The following is a 15376-nucleotide window of genomic DNA, read 5'->3' as shown; positions in this document are numbered from 1 at the left end:
ACCTCTCCCTTCTTTCATTAGTTGTCTGATTTCATATCAGATGATTCACTCTTTTCATCTTTCATTTCTGAATCGCTAGATTTCATCTCATCTTTTTTCATATCGTCCTTCATTTCAGAACTGCTGTCAGACATCATAGATGAATCTTTCATGTCTTCTTTTTTCATTTTATCATCGGACATGGATGAATCCTTCATGTCATCTTTCTTCATATCTTCCTTCTTCATATCGTCCTTCTTCATCATACTACTATCGTCCGTTTTTTTCATGTCTGAATCTGATTTCTGTCCAGAACAAGCTGCTAAAGTGACGATGCTAAGTGTAGCAATAGAAAGTGCAAGAATTTTTTTCATGATTTTTCTCCTTTAATCATTCAAGATTATTGAAACAGGGATGCGAGGCTATTAAGATTTCCTAGCATCAGCAAGATGCCCATCAAGATGATGAGGGCACCACCAATTTTTTTCAAGGTTCCCATATGGGGCTTGAGTTTAGCAAAATGTTGTAGAACCCAGCTAGAAGCCAAGGCCAAAAGCAAGAAAGGCAGCGCCAAGCCTAATGTATAGACCAGCATCAGGAGAGCGCCTTGCAATGCACCATCTCCTCCAGAAGCTGCAATGGCTAAAACAGAGCTCAAAACTGGTCCGACACAAGGGGTCCAACCAAAACTGAAGGTGACCCCTATCAGAAAAGCATTGAAGAATTCATTGCGTTTTTCATCCTTCTTCAGTTGGATACTCTTTTGTTTTTGGAGTTGCTGAAGATTGATGAGGCCCATCTGATGGATTCCCAATAAGATGACAATCCCTCCTAGTAGGTAACGGAACCAGGGAGCATAAAGCACCTGGCCAAGGGCCCCTGCACCGTATCCTAGAATCAGGAAAACAGTTGATAGACCTGCGATAAAACAAAGAGTCTTCACCAGGCCATACCAAGAAATGTCTCTTCCAAAAATTCGAACCGTCTTCACGCGTTCATAATCCAATAGAATCCCTACATAGACTGGCATCAGTGGCAAAATACACGGGGAGAAAAAGGATAGAACTCCCGCTAAGAATACTGAAATGGAAAACAAACTGGTTTGAATCATTTCACTACCTCCCTTTCTTTCTGATACCAGTATAAAGAAAAAATCCCTCTAAAAATAGAGAGATTGATAAGCAAAAACTTGAATTTAATTAGAAGGTGAATATTCCCCTCTGCTAACACGATGTCATACGTTCAAGTACGAAATTTGTCAAACAAGCTACTTTAATTCTTTTTCAAATAGTCAATGGCATCCTGCAAGGTTTTGACAGGAACAATTTTCATCTTGGTTTTAATTTTCTTAGCTGTTTCTACCGCTTCGTCGTAGTTGCTCTTGGCATTCGGATTGTTCTTTTTGACTTCTTCTGTCACTGGATTATCAGGGGCAAAGAAGATTTCAGCACCAGCGCGATCTGCTGCTACGACTTTTTTATCCACTCCACCGATATCTCCGACAGTCCCATCATGGTTAATGGTCCCTGTCCCCGCGATATGGCGTCCCTGACGAAGGTCTGGATCCGCTACTTGGGTATAGATGGACAAACTAAACATCATCCCGGCACTTGGACCACCGATGCCAGCTGTCGCAAATTCAATCGGTACATCACTCTTCACTTCTGTCCGGTCAATCAAGCTAATCCCAATCCCATTCTTGCCATTGACCAACTTAATAATCTTTCCTTCAGCAGTCTTGGTCTGGCCATCTTCTGTGTAGGTCACTGAGACCTTGTCCCCAATTTTTTGGGAACCAACATACTCGATGAGCTCTTTTGAGCTCTTGAAGGTTTTGTCATTCACAGCGATAACTGTATCCGTAACATTTAAAATACCTTTAAAAGTAGAATCCTCCATGACTTCCATGACGTAGACACCCAAGAATTCCATCTCTGTCTCTTTACCAGCAGTTTTCAACCCTTGGTATTTGGCCATATTTTGCGAGGTTTCCATATAGAATTGATTCATCCTGAAAAATTCCTCACTGGAACTGCCACCAGTCATTTCTTGTTTAGAGTGGATATCTGTAAAAGGAGTCATCCAGGCATAGATCAAATCAGCCGGAGTTGCTTCTTTCACTGCCACGGTTACAAAATCATAGGATCCTGACTTGGTATCCATTTTTCCATCCACTGTCATGACGGATCGAATATCTTCTGCCGTTCCCGGCATCTCAATATAATAGGGAAGGCGGATCACAAAAGCAGCTAGCAAGAGAAGCAAGAAAAGAACTCCTGCAATCGGCCATCGGTATTCTTTCAACCGTCCTTTTTTCTTTTTAGGGGTCAAGCTTGGTTTATTCGCTTGTGTCATCTTTAATTTCCTCCATTACACTCTCTGGGACATAAGGTGAGATATCCTGCTGAAAAGCCAGCAACTCTCGAATACGCGTTGAACTAATGGCCTGGTAAGGAGGCTGGGCATAAAGATAAACCGTCTCCAATTCAGGTGCCAACTGGTGATTAAAATAATCCATATTGGCTTCGTAAACCAAATCCTGTGCATTGCGCAAGCCCCGGATCAAGGTGATGACACCAAGATTACGTGCCACTGTCACAGCCAACTCTTGGGTCGACGTCACAATTTCAATATTTTCCAAATGAGCCAAGGCCCCTTCCACCATGCGCACGCGCTGCTCAATGGAAAAGAGTCCGACTTTTTCCGGATTATAAAAAATTCCGACATAGACACGGTCAAACAAGCGGCTCGCCCGCTCGATCAATTGCACATGCCCAATGGTAATCGGATCAAACGATCCTGTAAACAATCCAGTTCTATCTGACATATACTGTTACCTTACTAATTCCATAGATTTTTTCTTTCCAAATTCCCACCTGTCCGATTTCCTCAGGAAGTTCTACATGTTTATCTGTTTCGCACACAATCATGATGTTTTCTGATAAGAGATGGCGCTCGCACAAGGTTTCGATATCGCGGACAATCTCTTCCTTGGCATAAGGCGGGTCTAAGAAAACCAGATCAAAGGTGCCCGTTAGAAGCCACAAGGCTTGCTTGGCCTCCATTTTTAGTAGTTGAAACCGTTCCTTTTCCTTGGTCATGGCAATATTAGCTGCCACAATCTCCTGCGCTCGACGATCTCTTTCCACTAGAACCGCCTCTGACATGCCTCGAGAGACTGCCTCAATAGAGAGACCACCGCTTCCTGCATAGAGATCCAGCACTCTTCCGCCATCAAAGTAAGGACCAATCATATTGAACATGGCCCCTCTGACCTTATCAGAAGTCGGCCTGGTTGTTTTTCCTTCAAGTGTTTTGAGGGGACGTCCCCCATAGGTTCCAGATACTATTTTCATAGGGACCATTATACCAAAAAAAATCAGAAAATTGCGATTTGATATGGTTAAGCGACAATTAAAAGAGCCGAGCTCTCTGCTCGACTCTTTCATCCATTATAGGATATTTTCATATTCATCGCGGACAGATTGAGGCCAGACACTGGTTTGGACTTCACCGATATGTTTCTTACGAAGTAAGAACATGGCCAAACGAGATTGCCCGATCCCTCCACCAATTGTGAGTGGGAAAAGACCGTTTAACAAGGCCTTGTGCCACTCTAATTGGAGACGATCTTGATCTCCTGTAATCGCAATTTGACGGCGAAGCGTTTCCTCATCGACACGGATCCCCATTGAAGACAACTCAAAGGCTGAACCTAGGACATCATTCCATACAAGGATATCACCATTCAATCCCTTGTAGCCATTTTCAGATTCTGTTGTCCAGTCATCGTAGTCAGGTGCGCGTCCATCGTGTGGTTTGCCATCTGCCAGCTCTCCACCAATCCCAATCAAGAAAACAGCTCCGAATTCTTTGGCAATGGCATTTTCACGCTCTTTTGGAGTTAAGTCTGGATAGCGTTCCACCAATTCTTCAGTGTGAATGAAGGTGATTTGTTTTGGAAGGACAGACTCAATATCATAACGCGCTTCTACTGCTAGTTCTGTTAACCGAATCGCCTTGTAAATTTTTTCAACTGTTTCTTTAAGGTAGGCGATGTTGCGTTGACCATTTGGAATGACTTTTTCCCAATCCCATTGGTCTACATAAACAGAGTGGATGGCGTCTAGCGAATCTTCATCTGGACGAAGAGCCTTCATATGGACGAAGAGGCCTTCGCCTTCGCCAAACCCAAAACGTGCCAAGGTATGGCGTTTCCATTTCGCAAGTGAATGCACGACTTCATAAGTCTCATCAGGAATTTGAAGGACCTTTACAGATACCGGATGTTCAATCCCAGAAAGGTTATCTTGCATCCCGTCTCCGACCTTGCTCAAAATTGGCCCTTGGACTTCAATGATGTCCAATTTATCTTTTAAATATTGTGTAAAAGTCGTTTTAACAAACGAAATTTCTTTTTGTTGGTGTATAAAACTTTTTTTCATATAATCCCTCGTTGATAGAAGTTGTAAAACTGATTATACTCTTTTTTCACTTAAAATCCAAGTCTTTCCATCCCCTTATAACGGAATTTTTCTCTTGCAAAAGGATTTTATTTTTGATAAACTATATGTAACTTTTAAAACGTTACGTAGGAGAAGCGACATGTTTGATGCAAAAAAACTAAAAGAAAGACGCCTGGAAAAAGGCTTGACCCAAGCAGATGTCTACGAGGATCTCAAAATTTCTCGCAAGACTTACTCCAGTTGGGAGAATGGCTTAGCGGAGCCACACGAAAAAAATCTCAGGAGGTTGGCCAAGCGCCTCTCCGTTAAAGAGGACTACTTTATTAACAAAGAGTCTGCACTCTACACCTACCCTTTATTAACCCCACCTCATCAAAAGAAAGTCGACCAATTGGCCAGCCAGTTATTAGAGCAGCAGCAAAAAGTTGTTTCCTTGACGGCTTATAAGGTTCTTTCAATTGAGCTGGCAGCTGGTTTAGGACATACCTTTTATGATAACGAAACAGACTATGAAACCGTCTATTTTGACAAAGAGATCCAGCATGACTTCGCATCTTGGGTATCCGGAAATTCCATGGAACCTCTCTACCCCAATGGCTCTGTTGCCCTCATGAAGCAGACCGGATTTGACTATGATGGAGCTGTCTACGCCCTCATCTGGAATGGAAAAACTTACATCAAGAAAGTCTATCGGGAAGCGGAAGGCTTGCGCTTAGAATCCATCAACCCTGATTATGACGATTTATTTGCTCCTTATGAAGACGAGCCCAAAATCGTCGGTATTGTAGTCGGGCATTTTCTTCCACTTGAGGTGTAAGTATGCTATTTGATTATTCACGTGAGCCTCATTCTGATATTGCTTTTGTGGATATGAAAAGTTTTTATGCTAGCTGTGAGTGTGTCCGTCTGGGGCTCAATCCCTTGACCACTTCCCTTTGTGTCATGAGCCGAAGCGACAATTCTGCTGGCCTGATTTTGGCCAGCTCTCCCGTTTTCAAACAAGTCTTTGGCAAGAAAAATGTCAGCCGGAGCTACGACCTACCTTTTGATCTCAAAACCAGAAAATTTAATAGCTACGTCGCCGAAAAGCAAGGATTGCCAACAGATCCAGCCTTTATTGCATCCATTGAATCCTGGGCCAAGAGGACTCTGATTGTGCCTCCACGGATGAATGCCTACATTCAGGTCAATATGGAGATTCAGAAGGTCTTTCAGGAATTTGCGGCACCAGATGATATTTTCCCTTACTCGATTGACGAAGGCTTTATCGATCTGACTTCTTCCTTAAATTATTTTATTCCAGATTCCTCCCTCTCTCGAAAGGAAAAACTGGATCTCCTTTCTGCCAGAATCCAAAAAAGGATCTGGCAGGAAACTGGAATCTACTCTACCATCGGCCTCAGCAACGCCAATCCCCTTCTTGCCAAGCTAGCCTTGGACAATGAAGCCAAGCATTGTCGAAATATGCGCTCCAATTGGTCTTATGAAGATGTAGAAAGTAAGGTCTGGAAACTGCCCCAGCTCACTGATTTTTGGGGTATTGGACGTCGCACTGAAAAACGATTGCAAGGGATCGGGATCACGTCGATTGCTGAACTAGCCCAGGCTCACCCAGATCTCTTAAAGAAAGAATTCGGAGTCATGGGTCTTCAACTGTGGTTCCATGCTCATGGCATTGATGAAAGCAATGTCCACAAGCCTTATCGTCCGAAATCACGAGGCATTGGTAACTCTCAAATCTTGCCCTATGACTACTATCTACAAGCCGACATTGAACTGGTATTTCGGGAGATGGCTGAACAGGTGGCTATTCGCTTGCGACGGAAAAAAAAGAAGACCCAACTGGTCTCCATTCATGCCTCCTACTCCAAAATCGAGGGGCTTCCGTCCATTCACTGCCAGCAAAAGATTGAGCCCACCCAATCCACCAAGGTTTTATCCGATACGGTTCTGCGGCTCTTTCGCTCCAAGTACGAAGGAGGCGCCATTCGGCAGATTGGTGTTTTTTATGGAGAACTTGTCGAGGAGTCTCTTCAACTCTTTTCTCTCTTCGATGATCCAGTAGCCTTGGAAAAAGAGGAGAAACTCCAGCAGACGATTGATCGCATTCGGGACCAATTTGGCTTTACCTCTCTTCAGAAAGGCTCCTCATTACTAGAAAACTCACGCGCCATTGCACGCAGTAAACTAACAGGCGGACATTCCGCAGGAGGCTTAGATGGATTAACATGATCGACCGTTCTTATCTCCCTTATCAATCCGCACGCGAATTTCAAGACCGTGGCATGGCCAAATGGGCCGGCTTCTTTTTATCTGAGCACACAACTGCCCTTCACACCAAAGAAATCAACCGCAGTCAGCTCACGGTTCTTCCATTTGCTGAACAGATTCAGCTCCTCGAGCAGGCCTTCCAACAACAAACGACGATCTCGATCACGACTCTAGAGGGGAATCAATTTGCAACCTACACAGGTTCGATTCACACCTTATCTGCTTCTGAGCTTCTTCTCAAAAGCGATGGCCACTACCACCGTCTCCTCGTAGACTCTATCATTTTTATTGAATCTGAGGAAACACCCTATGAAACCTATTCAGAATAAACACGAATTACAATTTGATTATTTTTCGGAGAATTACCACCAATTTGAGATGGACTTTTACAAGTGGGCCGCTACTTCTACGCCGCTCGTCTTTTTAGAAGACGATATTCTCCACTCTATGGCAGCAGGCCAGCGAAACTACTTTCGTCTTCACCACACCAAAAGTCGGGATCATCGAGACCATTATTTCTATTTTAAAGTTTCCACACTCTCCCAATCACCCCTGACCCGTATTTACGCTTATACAGGACATCACTTACAAAAGATAGATCCTCATCAGACAGAGAAAAAGGATAGCTTGATCTAAGAAGCTATCCTTTTTCTTGATTTATGGGATTCACTACAGTCCTTACGAGTGATTAGAATCCATCTACGTTTGTGTAGATTTTTTGTACGTCCTCGTCGTCTTCAAGAACGCTGTAAAGTTTTTCAAATGTTTCCAAATCTTCACCTGACAACTCAACTTCTGATTGAGGAATCATTTCCAATTCTGTTACTTGGAATTCTTCGACACCTGATTCACGCAAAGCAACGATTGCTTTGTGAAGATCAGTTGGAGCAGTGTAGACTGTGATCGTTCCTTCTTCTGCTTCGACATCATCTACATCCACATCTGCTTCAAGCAAAAGTTCAAAGATCGCATCAGCATCATCACCAGCAAAGACGATAATACCTTTGTTGTCAAAGAGGTAAGATACAGAACCTGAAGCTCCCATGTTCCCACCGTTTTTACCAAAAGCAGCACGGACATTGGCAGCTGTACGGTTAACGTTTGAAGTCAAAGTATCAACGATCAACATCGAACCATTTGGTCCAAATCCTTCGTAACGTCCTTCTGTAAAGGTTTCGTCAGTGTTTCCTTTTGCCTTATCGATCGCTTTATCAATCACGTGTTTTGGCACTTGCGCTTGTTTGGCACGGTCAATAACGAATCTCAAAGCAGTATTTAGTTCTGGATCTGGTTCACCCTTTTTAGCAGCTACATAGATCTCCACACCAAATTTGGCATACACTTTTGAGTTGGCACCATCTTTGGCAGTTTTCTTGGCAACAATATTGGCCCATTTACGTCCCATGAGGATTCTCCTTAAATTTTTTCAAATTATTTTCAATCTTTTATATTATATCACAAATCACAAGACTTGGAAGAGTTTTTTGCGTATCCTTCCAATTGGAGTTGCTCGGCTATTCACCCTTTATTGATCTTCCACTCTCACGGGCACTCGACCCCAGATCTGTTCTGGCAATTGGGGATGGCCTAGCTGATACACCTGATCGGCTTGCTGGGTCAAGTCATCCCAAGGTTCCTTACCGATTCGAGTCACGATTTCTACTGATTTTTTCAAGCCTTTGAGGTGAGCTTGTCCCTTTGCGGAAAATCCTAAGACATGAATGGCATCGGGAAGAGCTTGATCCATCGCCCCTACCAAGATGTAGGTCAAGATGCGGCGCACGCGCGCCTTGGTATAGCGCTTGGTTGCGACTTTCTCCACCAGGTCTTCCACAGAGCTAGCACTTCGAACCGCATCCTTTATCCGATTGGCCAGTTCCTCATTGACCTGAAAAATCTGTGTCAAATCCGGACGGGTTAGGATTTGATAACGGAGCAGTTGGTCATAATTCTCCCAAGATACCTGTGGAGCCGACTGAAAGAGTTGGCTATTAGGCATGAATCTAGCGACAAAGCCCTGATCTTCCTTGTGCAGGCGTAGACTAGTGGCAGAAGCATAGGCCACCTCTTTTTCTTCTGAATGGTAGCCTGCTCCCTGGCGTTGGATAGCCTTGAGCGCAATCCCCTTCCCAGCACAAGCCTTGGCATAAGCCAAGCCCAGGATATGATTGGGAGTAGCTCCTGTGACCTCCACTCCAGCAAAGGTTTCCCACATTTTTTGGGTCTTCTGTGGATAGGATAAATCTTCTGGAAGGCTTCGCAAGAAAGCTTCCATTTCCGCCTCTTTCTCCGCATAAACTGTAGCAATCGCTTGGTAATCTAGAACTTCTTCTGTCCCAAAAATCAATTGGTCAATTCCTAGACGGGACAAGATTTCTACCGCTCCCTTGGCAAAATGATCCGCCGACTGAACAGCCACGAGAAAGGGGAGCTCGACCACCAGATCCGCTCCATTTTCCAAAGCCATCTGCGCGCGAATCCACTTGTCAACAATGGCAGGCTCGCCACGTTGAACAAAATTTCCGGACATGGCCACAATCTTCAGCCCTTCTGCCTGTTCCAGCAGGTACTTGTGTCCATTATGAAAGGGATTAAATTCTGCAATAATTCCTGTAACTGTCATGTTTTCCTACTTCTGTGCTACAAAAAACCATCGTTTGCTGGTCTTTGTTGGCGCTTTATCTTCAAAGTCTGCATAGAGTTTAAAGGATTTAAAGCCAGCCTGCTCCAATAAGATGTCATAGGTTAAAACTTCATAAGTGCGTTCCTCATGAACTTCATCGTGGCGACTAAAGGAGCCATCCTCTTCTTGGACAAAGAAGGTTAACTCATGGACGATCGAGTGAGGGGCCGCATCCTCATAGGTATCCCAGAGCATGGCAAAATCTTCCGCATTCTCATGATAAGAATAGCCTGGAAAGACCTCATCCGTCTGGTAGGTCGAATGGACATCAAAGATAAAGACCCCGTCCTCATTGAGGGCATTGTAGACTTCTTTAAAGACGTCTCCTACTTCCACCTCGTCCTGCATATAACAGATAGAATCGGAATAGCAGGTTACAAAGTCATAAGTGCCTGCTTGTGACAGGTCCAGCATATTGCCCTCGATAAAATCAATCTTCTGCTTGGCTGAAGCAGCTCTTTTTTCAGCAATTTTCAGCATGTCAGCACTCAGATCTAACCCTGTCACATCAAATCCAGCTTGAGAAAAGCGAACAGACTGAATCCCTGTCCCACAAGCCAATTCCAGTAATTTTTTCTTATCTTTTGTCTTTGGGAGATGGCGGAGGGAAAAATCCGTCCATAAGTCATACAGACTATCATCCATGACCGCATCGTAGACCGCCGCAAAGGTTTCATATGTTGCCATAATTAAGATACAAAGAGCGTTAAAAGCTAAGAGAAAATAGGAAACTTTCTGCCGTATCGTCAGATACAAAGGAAGTTACCCTTTTTCTCACAGCTTTTAGCTCGTGTTCAATTATCAAATTAACCAAACACGAGGCCCCATCCTTTCTTTCCATAGAATTTCAATTTAACCAACAAAACTCAGTTGCTACCAACTGAGTTTACCTGCTTATGCTAAGGCTGCTGAAAGATCGACAGCACTTGCTTCGTGCCATAGCTTTTCTAGGTTATAGTGGGCACGCATTTCTTCTGAGAAGACATGGACTACTACACCACCTAAGTCAAGAAGGACCCAACCTCCAGCTGAGTCACCTTCGACGTGGCTGGCATTGCCACCAGCTTCAACGACTTTCTCGCGAATATTTTCAGCGATAGCCTCCAACTGGCGGCTATTCATAGAGCTTGCGATGACAAAGTAGTCTGTCACACTGGTCAAGCTTTGAACATCCAAAGCCACAATGTCTTCCGCGCGCTTTTCATCTGCTGCTTTGACAACTAATTCAAGTAGTTCTTTTTCTTTCATGTAATCCTCTTTCCTTAAAAAATTGATTTGTAATCTAAGACATCCGCAAAACGTTCTGCCCAAATATTTTCATAAAATTCATTAAGCGTTTCTGCCGGAATATCCTCTCCATCAAAGGTTGTGACAGCTCCTTCTGGAATGACCAGCTTATAGCCGTATTCAAACCCCACTTTGACGGATGTATCGACACAATATTCTGTCTGCATACCACACAGGACCAGTTGTTGAATTCCTTGTTGATCCAAGTATTCTTTTAATCCTGTCTCCTTAAACATGCTATTGTATTGCTTCTGAAATACCTTTTCATTCTCCTGTCTTTTCAACAGGGGCGATAATTGCCAATCTTCCGACGTTAAAGCCTCTGGCGTTTCAATATGCTGCATGTAGATAATTTCAATCTGCTGTTTTCTAGCCTGATCTTGCAAATAAGCGATCTTCTCTATGATCTTTTCTGTCTCAAAACCTGTTTCCACTAAGATATTTTGTACATCAATAATGATAAAAGCTGTCTTCACTCACTGCTCCTCTTTCAAATACTTCACAAAGGCGTTATAGGTTTCAAGGGTTTGGGGATAAATGGGCAATCCTTGGTGGGCCAGGTGTTCGACCGTGCGAGCCGTCTCATAGGCCACGGCACGATCCAAAGAGACTTGGGCGATATCACGTGCTTGATCTACCCCTGGAAAGGTCCGGTTGTGCTCAATGTAATCAGCCACATAGACAATCTTGTCTAAGGTCGACATCTGTCCACTCCCCACGGTGTGAATCTCAATACTGCGAAGAATGGCTGGATCTGTCAGTCCGAGGTCTTCTTGGATCTTGTAAATCCCGACCATCCCATGCCAGACATTGTTGCCCCAGTTTTTTAATGCTGGATCCAGCTCATAGCGATCAATCAAGTCCAGAAATTCCTGATCTGATAGTTTCTTGGCGTAGTCATGTAACAAACCTGCTAGGCCAGCCTGCTCTTCGTCAGCCCCATAGCGTTTGGCCAAGTCACGAGCAGCCTTCTCAACCCCTAAACAGTGAGTGAGCCGCTTTTCTGGCAGGATTTGACGCATTTTTTCAAGCAAGACCTCACGAGAAAAGCCGAGATAGTTTTCATAGGTCATTGATACAATCCTTCTTTCTTGATGTAGTCCAAGACTGGTTTTGGCAACATAAAATTCGGCGTCCGACCCTTGGCTACAAAATCACGCACCATACTAGAGGAGATGTCCATTAGAGGAACATCCACCCAGATCACCGGATAAGAAGTCCCCGCCTTATAGCGTGGTCGCTGTACTCCGACAAATTGCACAATCTCCACCAATTCATCGATCCGGTGCCATTTTGGTAAATAATCCACCATATCTGCACCAATAATGAAGTAATAATCTGTGTCTGGATCCCGTTCATTGAGCAAGAGCATGGTGTCGTAGGTATAGGAAATCCCTTTCCGCTCGAGTTCAATCGTCTCGATCTCCAGACCTTCAATGCCTTCAATTGCTAATTCCAGCATCTTAAGGCGATGATGCTCTGCAATCGTCCCCTTGGCATCGACATGCGGCGGCTCATACTCAGGCATCAAGAGCACCTTATCTAACCCTAATTGTTGGCGCACTTGATCCGCAACGACCAAATGGGCATTGTGGACCGGATTGAAATTTCCACCCAAAATACCAACTTGTTTGCGTTTCTTGTCTTTGATCTCTGGCTCTAACTCTACCTTGGTAAAGGGAGTCAATAGTTCAATTGCCATAGGTTTGCTCTCCTCGATGTCCTAAATTTCTTTTACCTTCGCTGAAATTTTACGATTTTCTTTTTTGCTCGATTGTTTAAACAAGATGAGAATCCGACCAATCTTTTGGACAGTTTCCACACCGATTTCCTCTTCCAAGATTTCTGCTACTTCATGGATATTCTCATCCGTATTTTGAAGAAGGGTCACCTTGATCAGTTCACGCGCATCTAGCGCTTGGCGCACACTGGTTTTGATTTGGTCATTGAGCCCATTTTTCCCAATTTGGATAATGGGTTTAAGGCTATGGGCTTGGCTATTGAGGAAAGCCCGTTGTTTAGATGTTAATGTCATGTTTTTTTCATTGTTTCTTTTTTGATACTTTTCTGATGTGGTGGCGGTCGTCAGCGACCTCCTAGCGGAGTTCCATGACTTAAATTTGAGCCTAAGGTCTCAAATTTTCCACGCCTAAGTAGTAAAATACCTACTTAGGCTTTCACCACAGCGAAAAGTATCCTTTCTAGGCTCGTTACACTCGCCCTGTCTATAAAGAAACTATTTCCTTTCAAATTTTTAAATAATAGCTTTGCGGGTGACGACGGCGACGCCTTCTGGTGCCCAAACGGCTACTTTGGCTTCTCCATTGACGCGAATCCAGCCGAGGCCTGAGATGACCAGGTCGGTCTTGTCCTTGATGGTAAACTCATGAGAAACCAAGGGCGGGAATTCTTCTTTTTCCTTGCTGTTAGGTGGAGTTAGTAAGCCGCCGACATGCTTGTTATAAAAGGCGGTCGCGCCCTCTAGCTTGGTTCGGTGAAGCTTGAGTTCGTTGTCAAAGAAGGCAGTGAAACCTTGCTTTTCTCCCTTGATAAAGTCAAAGCGTCCCAAGCCACCCAAGAAGAGAGTCTGCTCTGGATTTAGCTGATAGGTCTTGGGCTTGATTTCCTTTTTAGGGCTGACATACTTGAGGTTTTTCGCCGTCAAGTAGTGAGCCATCTGGTGGCGATGGATAATCCCCGGTGTATCGTAGATGTAGGATCCATCGTCCAGTGGGATTTCGATCTTGTCCAGTGTCGTCCCTGGGAAGCGAGAGGTCGTGATGATATCCTTGTCTCCAGTGATTTCTTGGATGATTGCATTGATGAGGGTCGATTTCCCTACATTGGTCACACCCACCACATAGACATCACGTCCCTTACGGTACTGTTCAATCTTTTCCATTAAGTCCTTGATAGCGCTCTTGTTTTGAGCAGAGGTGAGGACCACATCGACAGGACGCATGCCTTCTTCGTGGGCCCGCTCCATCAACCAATGGGTCACCTTGCTGTCCTTGACAGACTTGGGCAAGATATCTTTTTTGTTCCCGACCAAGAGGACATCATTTCCTGCTACAAAGCGTGGTAGGCCAGGAATAACGGATCCATTAAAGTCAAAAATATCCACTACGTTGACCACGAGTGCGTCACTATCCCCTACTTCGTGAAGGAGCTTTAGGAAATCATCATCTGTCAAATGCACATCTGTGATTTCATTATAGTGACGCAGACGGAAACAGCGTTGGCAATAGACTTCGCCTGTTTCCAAGCCCTTTTCAAGAGCTGATTGGGGAGTATAGCCTAGCCCCTCTTTGTTTTCTGTCTGAATGGGGGCTCCACAGCCGATACAGAATAATTCTTCCATTCTTAAATTCCTTTTTTGTATACAATCGGACCATATTTCTCGGCCATTTGCTTCATAACACGGCGTTCACGCGCCCGGTTGATCTGCGTCTTGATCGAGTCATGCTCGACCAAAGGCTTGACCAAAATCGAACGAATGCCTGCACGATGGGCAGCCCGAATATCGGTCATCAACTGATCACCCACCATGACTACTTCATTTTTCTCATAGTGGAAACGTTTGAGAGCCCGATCAATCCCAAAAGTAAAGGGCTTGAGCGACCAAGCTTCATAGTCAATATCAAATTTCTCAACCGCACGCTTGACCCGTTTCGGACTATTATTAGACACCACGATAACCCGGATCCCCCCATCACGAAGGTCATGCAACCACTGGCGCATCTCAGGAGTTCCATCCGGATTGTTCCAAGCAATCAAGGTATTATCCAAATCCACAAGAACGGCCTTGATGCCCTGTTTTTTCAAGTCTGTAACGGTGAGATCATAGGCTGCTTCCACCGCAAAATCTGGTTTGTAATTTTCGATTGACACGTTTTTCTCCATTTTTTATACTCCTTTCATTGTAGCATAAAAAGGCCCATTTTGCACTCGCTTGACGACTAAAACAACGACAGACTCCTATCAGGTCAATTTCACTGCTCAAAAAATAGACAAAATCCTTACAAAGTTCCAAAAACATGGTATAGTAGAAGAAAAAGAACTCGGAATTTTTTATGAAACAAACAAGCTTAAAAGAGGTCTCTCCTCTTCTCCAGCGCATCATCAATTGGTCCTCCATCATCGGAGCTCTTGGGACCTTGGCCTTTTGTATCTGGGCCTACTTTGCTGGCATCCTTCAATCCAAGGAAACCTTGTCAGCTTTTATTCTCCAAGCAGGCATCTTTGGACCACCTCTCTTTATCTTTCTTCAGATCCTTCAGACAGTGGTGCCTATTATTCCCGGTGCTCTGACATCTGTAGCAGGTGTTTTCATCTACGGCCATATTATCGGGACCATTTATAATTACATTGGCATCGTGATTGGCTGTGCTATTATCTTCCATCTCGCCAGAATGTACGGACCTAAGTTCGTCCAATCCATGGTCAGTCAGAAGACCTATGACAAGTACATTGGCTGGCTCAATGAAGGCAAGCGGTTCGATCGCTTCTTTATCTTCATGATGATCTGGCCAGTTAGTCCCGCTGACTTCATCTGTATGCTGGCAGGTCTGACCAATATGACCTTCAAACGCTACATGACCATCATCATCCTCTGCAAACCTATCACCCTCGTCATCTACACCTACGGCCTGACCTATATCATCGATTATTTCTGGAAAATGGTCTAAAG

General features: G+C 44.2%; 21 protein-coding genes. 5 read left to right on the top strand and 16 right to left on the bottom strand.

Annotated elements, in window-relative coordinates; genetic code table 11:
* Positions 1-17: 17 nt before the first annotated feature.
* The 6 genes from HMPREF2893_RS00190 to asnA form a co-directional block, all read right to left on the bottom strand.
* Positions 18-353, bottom strand: coding sequence for a hypothetical protein (locus tag HMPREF2893_RS00190; protein ID WP_048715812.1), 336 nt, complete (start codon positions 351-353; stop codon positions 18-20).
* A 26-nt stretch (positions 354-379) separates the two neighbouring features.
* On the bottom strand, positions 380-1090 hold the full coding sequence (gene ccdA2 / locus HMPREF2893_RS00185) for a thiol-disulfide oxidoreductase-associated membrane protein CcdA2 (RefSeq protein ID WP_070673753.1): 711 nt from the start codon (positions 1088-1090) through the stop codon (positions 380-382).
* A gap of 161 nt (positions 1091-1251) precedes the next feature.
* The gene (locus tag HMPREF2893_RS00180; RefSeq protein ID WP_070673752.1) at positions 1252-2334 is read right to left on the bottom strand and encodes a SepM family pheromone-processing serine protease; all 1083 of its coding nucleotides are present in this window, start codon (positions 2332-2334) and stop codon (positions 1252-1254) included.
* Complete coding sequence (coaD, locus tag HMPREF2893_RS00175) at positions 2318-2806, bottom strand: pantetheine-phosphate adenylyltransferase (RefSeq protein WP_070673751.1); 489 nt, start codon at positions 2804-2806, stop codon at positions 2318-2320. Before coaD ends, HMPREF2893_RS00180 begins: the two co-directional genes overlap by 17 nt.
* Positions 2796-3335 (bottom strand): 16S rRNA (guanine(966)-N(2))-methyltransferase RsmD, encoded by a 540-nt coding sequence (rsmD, locus tag HMPREF2893_RS00170; protein WP_070673750.1) that lies wholly within the window; start codon positions 3333-3335, stop codon positions 2796-2798. Before rsmD ends, coaD begins: the two co-directional genes overlap by 11 nt.
* 96 nt (positions 3336-3431) lie before the next feature.
* The gene (asnA, locus tag HMPREF2893_RS00165; RefSeq protein WP_009732373.1) at positions 3432-4424 is read right to left on the bottom strand and encodes an aspartate--ammonia ligase; all 993 of its coding nucleotides are present in this window, start codon (positions 4422-4424) and stop codon (positions 3432-3434) included.
* Between the two features lie 160 nt (positions 4425-4584).
* Here asnA and HMPREF2893_RS00160 point away from each other — a divergent pair, with 160 nt between their 5' ends.
* The 4 genes from HMPREF2893_RS00160 to HMPREF2893_RS00145 are packed head-to-tail and all read left to right on the top strand — an operon-like array spanning position 4585 to position 7352.
* Positions 4585-5262, top strand: a complete 678-nt coding sequence (locus tag HMPREF2893_RS00160; protein WP_031575880.1) for a helix-turn-helix domain-containing protein — start codon at positions 4585-4587, stop codon at positions 5260-5262.
* 2 nt (positions 5263-5264) lie between these two features.
* A complete protein-coding gene (locus tag HMPREF2893_RS00155) occupies positions 5265-6677 on the top strand; it encodes a Y-family DNA polymerase (RefSeq protein WP_070673749.1) in 1413 nt (470 codons plus the stop codon).
* The gene (locus HMPREF2893_RS00150; protein ID WP_070673748.1) at positions 6674-7045 is read left to right on the top strand and encodes a hypothetical protein; all 372 of its coding nucleotides are present in this window, start codon (positions 6674-6676) and stop codon (positions 7043-7045) included. The genes HMPREF2893_RS00155 and HMPREF2893_RS00150 overlap by 4 nt, the downstream gene beginning before the upstream one ends.
* Complete coding sequence (locus HMPREF2893_RS00145; protein WP_031575871.1) at positions 7026-7352, top strand: DUF5960 family protein; 327 nt, start codon at positions 7026-7028, stop codon at positions 7350-7352. The genes HMPREF2893_RS00150 and HMPREF2893_RS00145 overlap by 20 nt, the downstream gene beginning before the upstream one ends.
* Before the next feature lie 52 nt (positions 7353-7404).
* Here the strand turns inward: HMPREF2893_RS00145 and HMPREF2893_RS00140 are convergent, their stop codons facing one another.
* From HMPREF2893_RS00140 to HMPREF2893_RS00095, 10 genes are all read right to left on the bottom strand, one after another.
* Complete coding sequence (locus HMPREF2893_RS00140; RefSeq protein WP_070673747.1) at positions 7405-8121, bottom strand: YebC/PmpR family DNA-binding transcriptional regulator; 717 nt, start codon at positions 8119-8121, stop codon at positions 7405-7407.
* A 120-nt stretch (positions 8122-8241) separates the two neighbouring features.
* Positions 8242-9339, bottom strand: coding sequence for a nucleotidyltransferase (locus tag HMPREF2893_RS00135; RefSeq protein WP_070673746.1), 1098 nt, complete (start codon positions 9337-9339; stop codon positions 8242-8244).
* A gap of 6 nt (positions 9340-9345) precedes the next feature.
* Positions 9346-10086 (bottom strand): class I SAM-dependent DNA methyltransferase, encoded by a 741-nt coding sequence (locus HMPREF2893_RS00130; RefSeq protein ID WP_186822234.1) that lies wholly within the window; start codon positions 10084-10086, stop codon positions 9346-9348.
* 207 nt (positions 10087-10293) lie between these two features.
* Positions 10294-10647 carry a ribosome silencing factor gene (gene rsfS, locus HMPREF2893_RS00125; protein ID WP_003014310.1) on the bottom strand — a complete coding sequence of 118 codons (354 nt, stop codon included), beginning with the start codon at positions 10645-10647 and terminating at the stop codon, positions 10294-10296.
* A 14-nt stretch (positions 10648-10661) separates the two neighbouring features.
* Positions 10662-11162: a cysteine hydrolase family protein gene (locus tag HMPREF2893_RS00120; protein WP_070673744.1), complete on the bottom strand. Its 501-nt coding sequence runs from the start codon at positions 11160-11162 to the stop codon at positions 10662-10664.
* Positions 11163-11759, bottom strand: coding sequence for a bis(5'-nucleosyl)-tetraphosphatase (symmetrical) YqeK (yqeK, locus tag HMPREF2893_RS00115; RefSeq protein WP_049506414.1), 597 nt, complete (start codon positions 11757-11759; stop codon positions 11163-11165).
* Entirely contained in the window at positions 11756-12388 is a 633-nt protein-coding gene (locus HMPREF2893_RS00110; RefSeq protein ID WP_003012335.1) for a nicotinate-nucleotide adenylyltransferase, read from the bottom strand. Before HMPREF2893_RS00110 ends, yqeK begins: the two co-directional genes overlap by 4 nt.
* 21 nt (positions 12389-12409) lie before the next feature.
* Positions 12410-12721 carry a ribosome assembly RNA-binding protein YhbY gene (gene yhbY, locus HMPREF2893_RS00105; RefSeq protein WP_003005853.1) on the bottom strand — a complete coding sequence of 104 codons (312 nt, stop codon included), beginning with the start codon at positions 12719-12721 and terminating at the stop codon, positions 12410-12412.
* Positions 12722-12940: 219 nt separating this feature from the next.
* Complete coding sequence (yqeH, locus tag HMPREF2893_RS00100) at positions 12941-14047, bottom strand: ribosome biogenesis GTPase YqeH (protein WP_003014340.1); 1107 nt, start codon at positions 14045-14047, stop codon at positions 12941-12943.
* A gap of 2 nt (positions 14048-14049) precedes the next feature.
* The gene (locus HMPREF2893_RS00095; protein WP_118095844.1) at positions 14050-14577 is read right to left on the bottom strand and encodes a YqeG family HAD IIIA-type phosphatase; all 528 of its coding nucleotides are present in this window, start codon (positions 14575-14577) and stop codon (positions 14050-14052) included.
* Between the two features lie 182 nt (positions 14578-14759).
* Here HMPREF2893_RS00095 and HMPREF2893_RS00090 point away from each other — a divergent pair, with 182 nt between their 5' ends.
* Positions 14760-15374 carry a TVP38/TMEM64 family protein gene (locus HMPREF2893_RS00090; protein ID WP_009732361.1) on the top strand — a complete coding sequence of 205 codons (615 nt, stop codon included), beginning with the start codon at positions 14760-14762 and terminating at the stop codon, positions 15372-15374.
* Positions 15375-15376: the final 2 nt, after the last annotated feature.

Source organism: Streptococcus sp. HMSC072C09, assembly GCF_001813105.1.
GTDB lineage: Bacteria > Bacillota > Bacilli > Lactobacillales > Streptococcaceae > Streptococcus.
Note: the sequence above shows the minus strand (reverse complement) of the source record. Positions and strands in the feature narration are given on the sequence as shown.

Coding starts and splice junctions, on each gene's coding strand:
- HMPREF2893_RS00190 (WP_048715812.1), bottom strand. CDS start 353: ATGAAAAAAATTCTTGCACTTTCTATTGCTACACTTAGCATCGTCACT.
- HMPREF2893_RS00140 (WP_070673747.1), bottom strand. CDS start 8,121: ATGGGACGTAAATGGGCCAATATTGTTGCCAAGAAAACTGCCAAAGAT.
- HMPREF2893_RS00090 (WP_009732361.1), top strand. CDS start 14,760: ATGAAACAAACAAGCTTAAAAGAGGTCTCTCCTCTTCTCCAGCGCATC.
- yqeH (WP_003014340.1), bottom strand. CDS start 14,047: ATGGAAGAATTATTCTGTATCGGCTGTGGAGCCCCCATTCAGACAGAA.
- yqeK (WP_049506414.1), bottom strand. CDS start 11,759: ATGACCTATGAAAACTATCTCGGCTTTTCTCGTGAGGTCTTGCTTGAA.
- HMPREF2893_RS00145 (WP_031575871.1), top strand. CDS start 7,026: ATGAAACCTATTCAGAATAAACACGAATTACAATTTGATTATTTTTCG.
- HMPREF2893_RS00130 (WP_186822234.1), bottom strand. CDS start 10,086: ATGGCAACATATGAAACCTTTGCGGCGGTCTACGATGCGGTCATGGAT.
- asnA (WP_009732373.1), bottom strand. CDS start 4,424: ATGAAAAAAAGTTTTATACACCAACAAAAAGAAATTTCGTTTGTTAAA.
- rsfS (WP_003014310.1), bottom strand. CDS start 10,647: ATGAAAGAAAAAGAACTACTTGAATTAGTTGTCAAAGCAGCAGATGAA.
- rsmD (WP_070673750.1), bottom strand. CDS start 3,335: ATGAAAATAGTATCTGGAACCTATGGGGGACGTCCCCTCAAAACACTT.
- coaD (WP_070673751.1), bottom strand. CDS start 2,806: ATGTCAGATAGAACTGGATTGTTTACAGGATCGTTTGATCCGATTACC.
- HMPREF2893_RS00150 (WP_070673748.1), top strand. CDS start 6,674: ATGATCGACCGTTCTTATCTCCCTTATCAATCCGCACGCGAATTTCAA.
- yhbY (WP_003005853.1), bottom strand. CDS start 12,721: ATGACATTAACATCTAAACAACGGGCTTTCCTCAATAGCCAAGCCCAT.
- HMPREF2893_RS00135 (WP_070673746.1), bottom strand. CDS start 9,339: ATGACAGTTACAGGAATTATTGCAGAATTTAATCCCTTTCATAATGGA.
- HMPREF2893_RS00180 (WP_070673752.1), bottom strand. CDS start 2,334: ATGACACAAGCGAATAAACCAAGCTTGACCCCTAAAAAGAAAAAAGGA.
- HMPREF2893_RS00155 (WP_070673749.1), top strand. CDS start 5,265: ATGCTATTTGATTATTCACGTGAGCCTCATTCTGATATTGCTTTTGTG.
- HMPREF2893_RS00160 (WP_031575880.1), top strand. CDS start 4,585: ATGTTTGATGCAAAAAAACTAAAAGAAAGACGCCTGGAAAAAGGCTTG.
- HMPREF2893_RS00110 (WP_003012335.1), bottom strand. CDS start 12,388: ATGGCAATTGAACTATTGACTCCCTTTACCAAGGTAGAGTTAGAGCCA.
- ccdA2 (WP_070673753.1), bottom strand. CDS start 1,090: ATGATTCAAACCAGTTTGTTTTCCATTTCAGTATTCTTAGCGGGAGTT.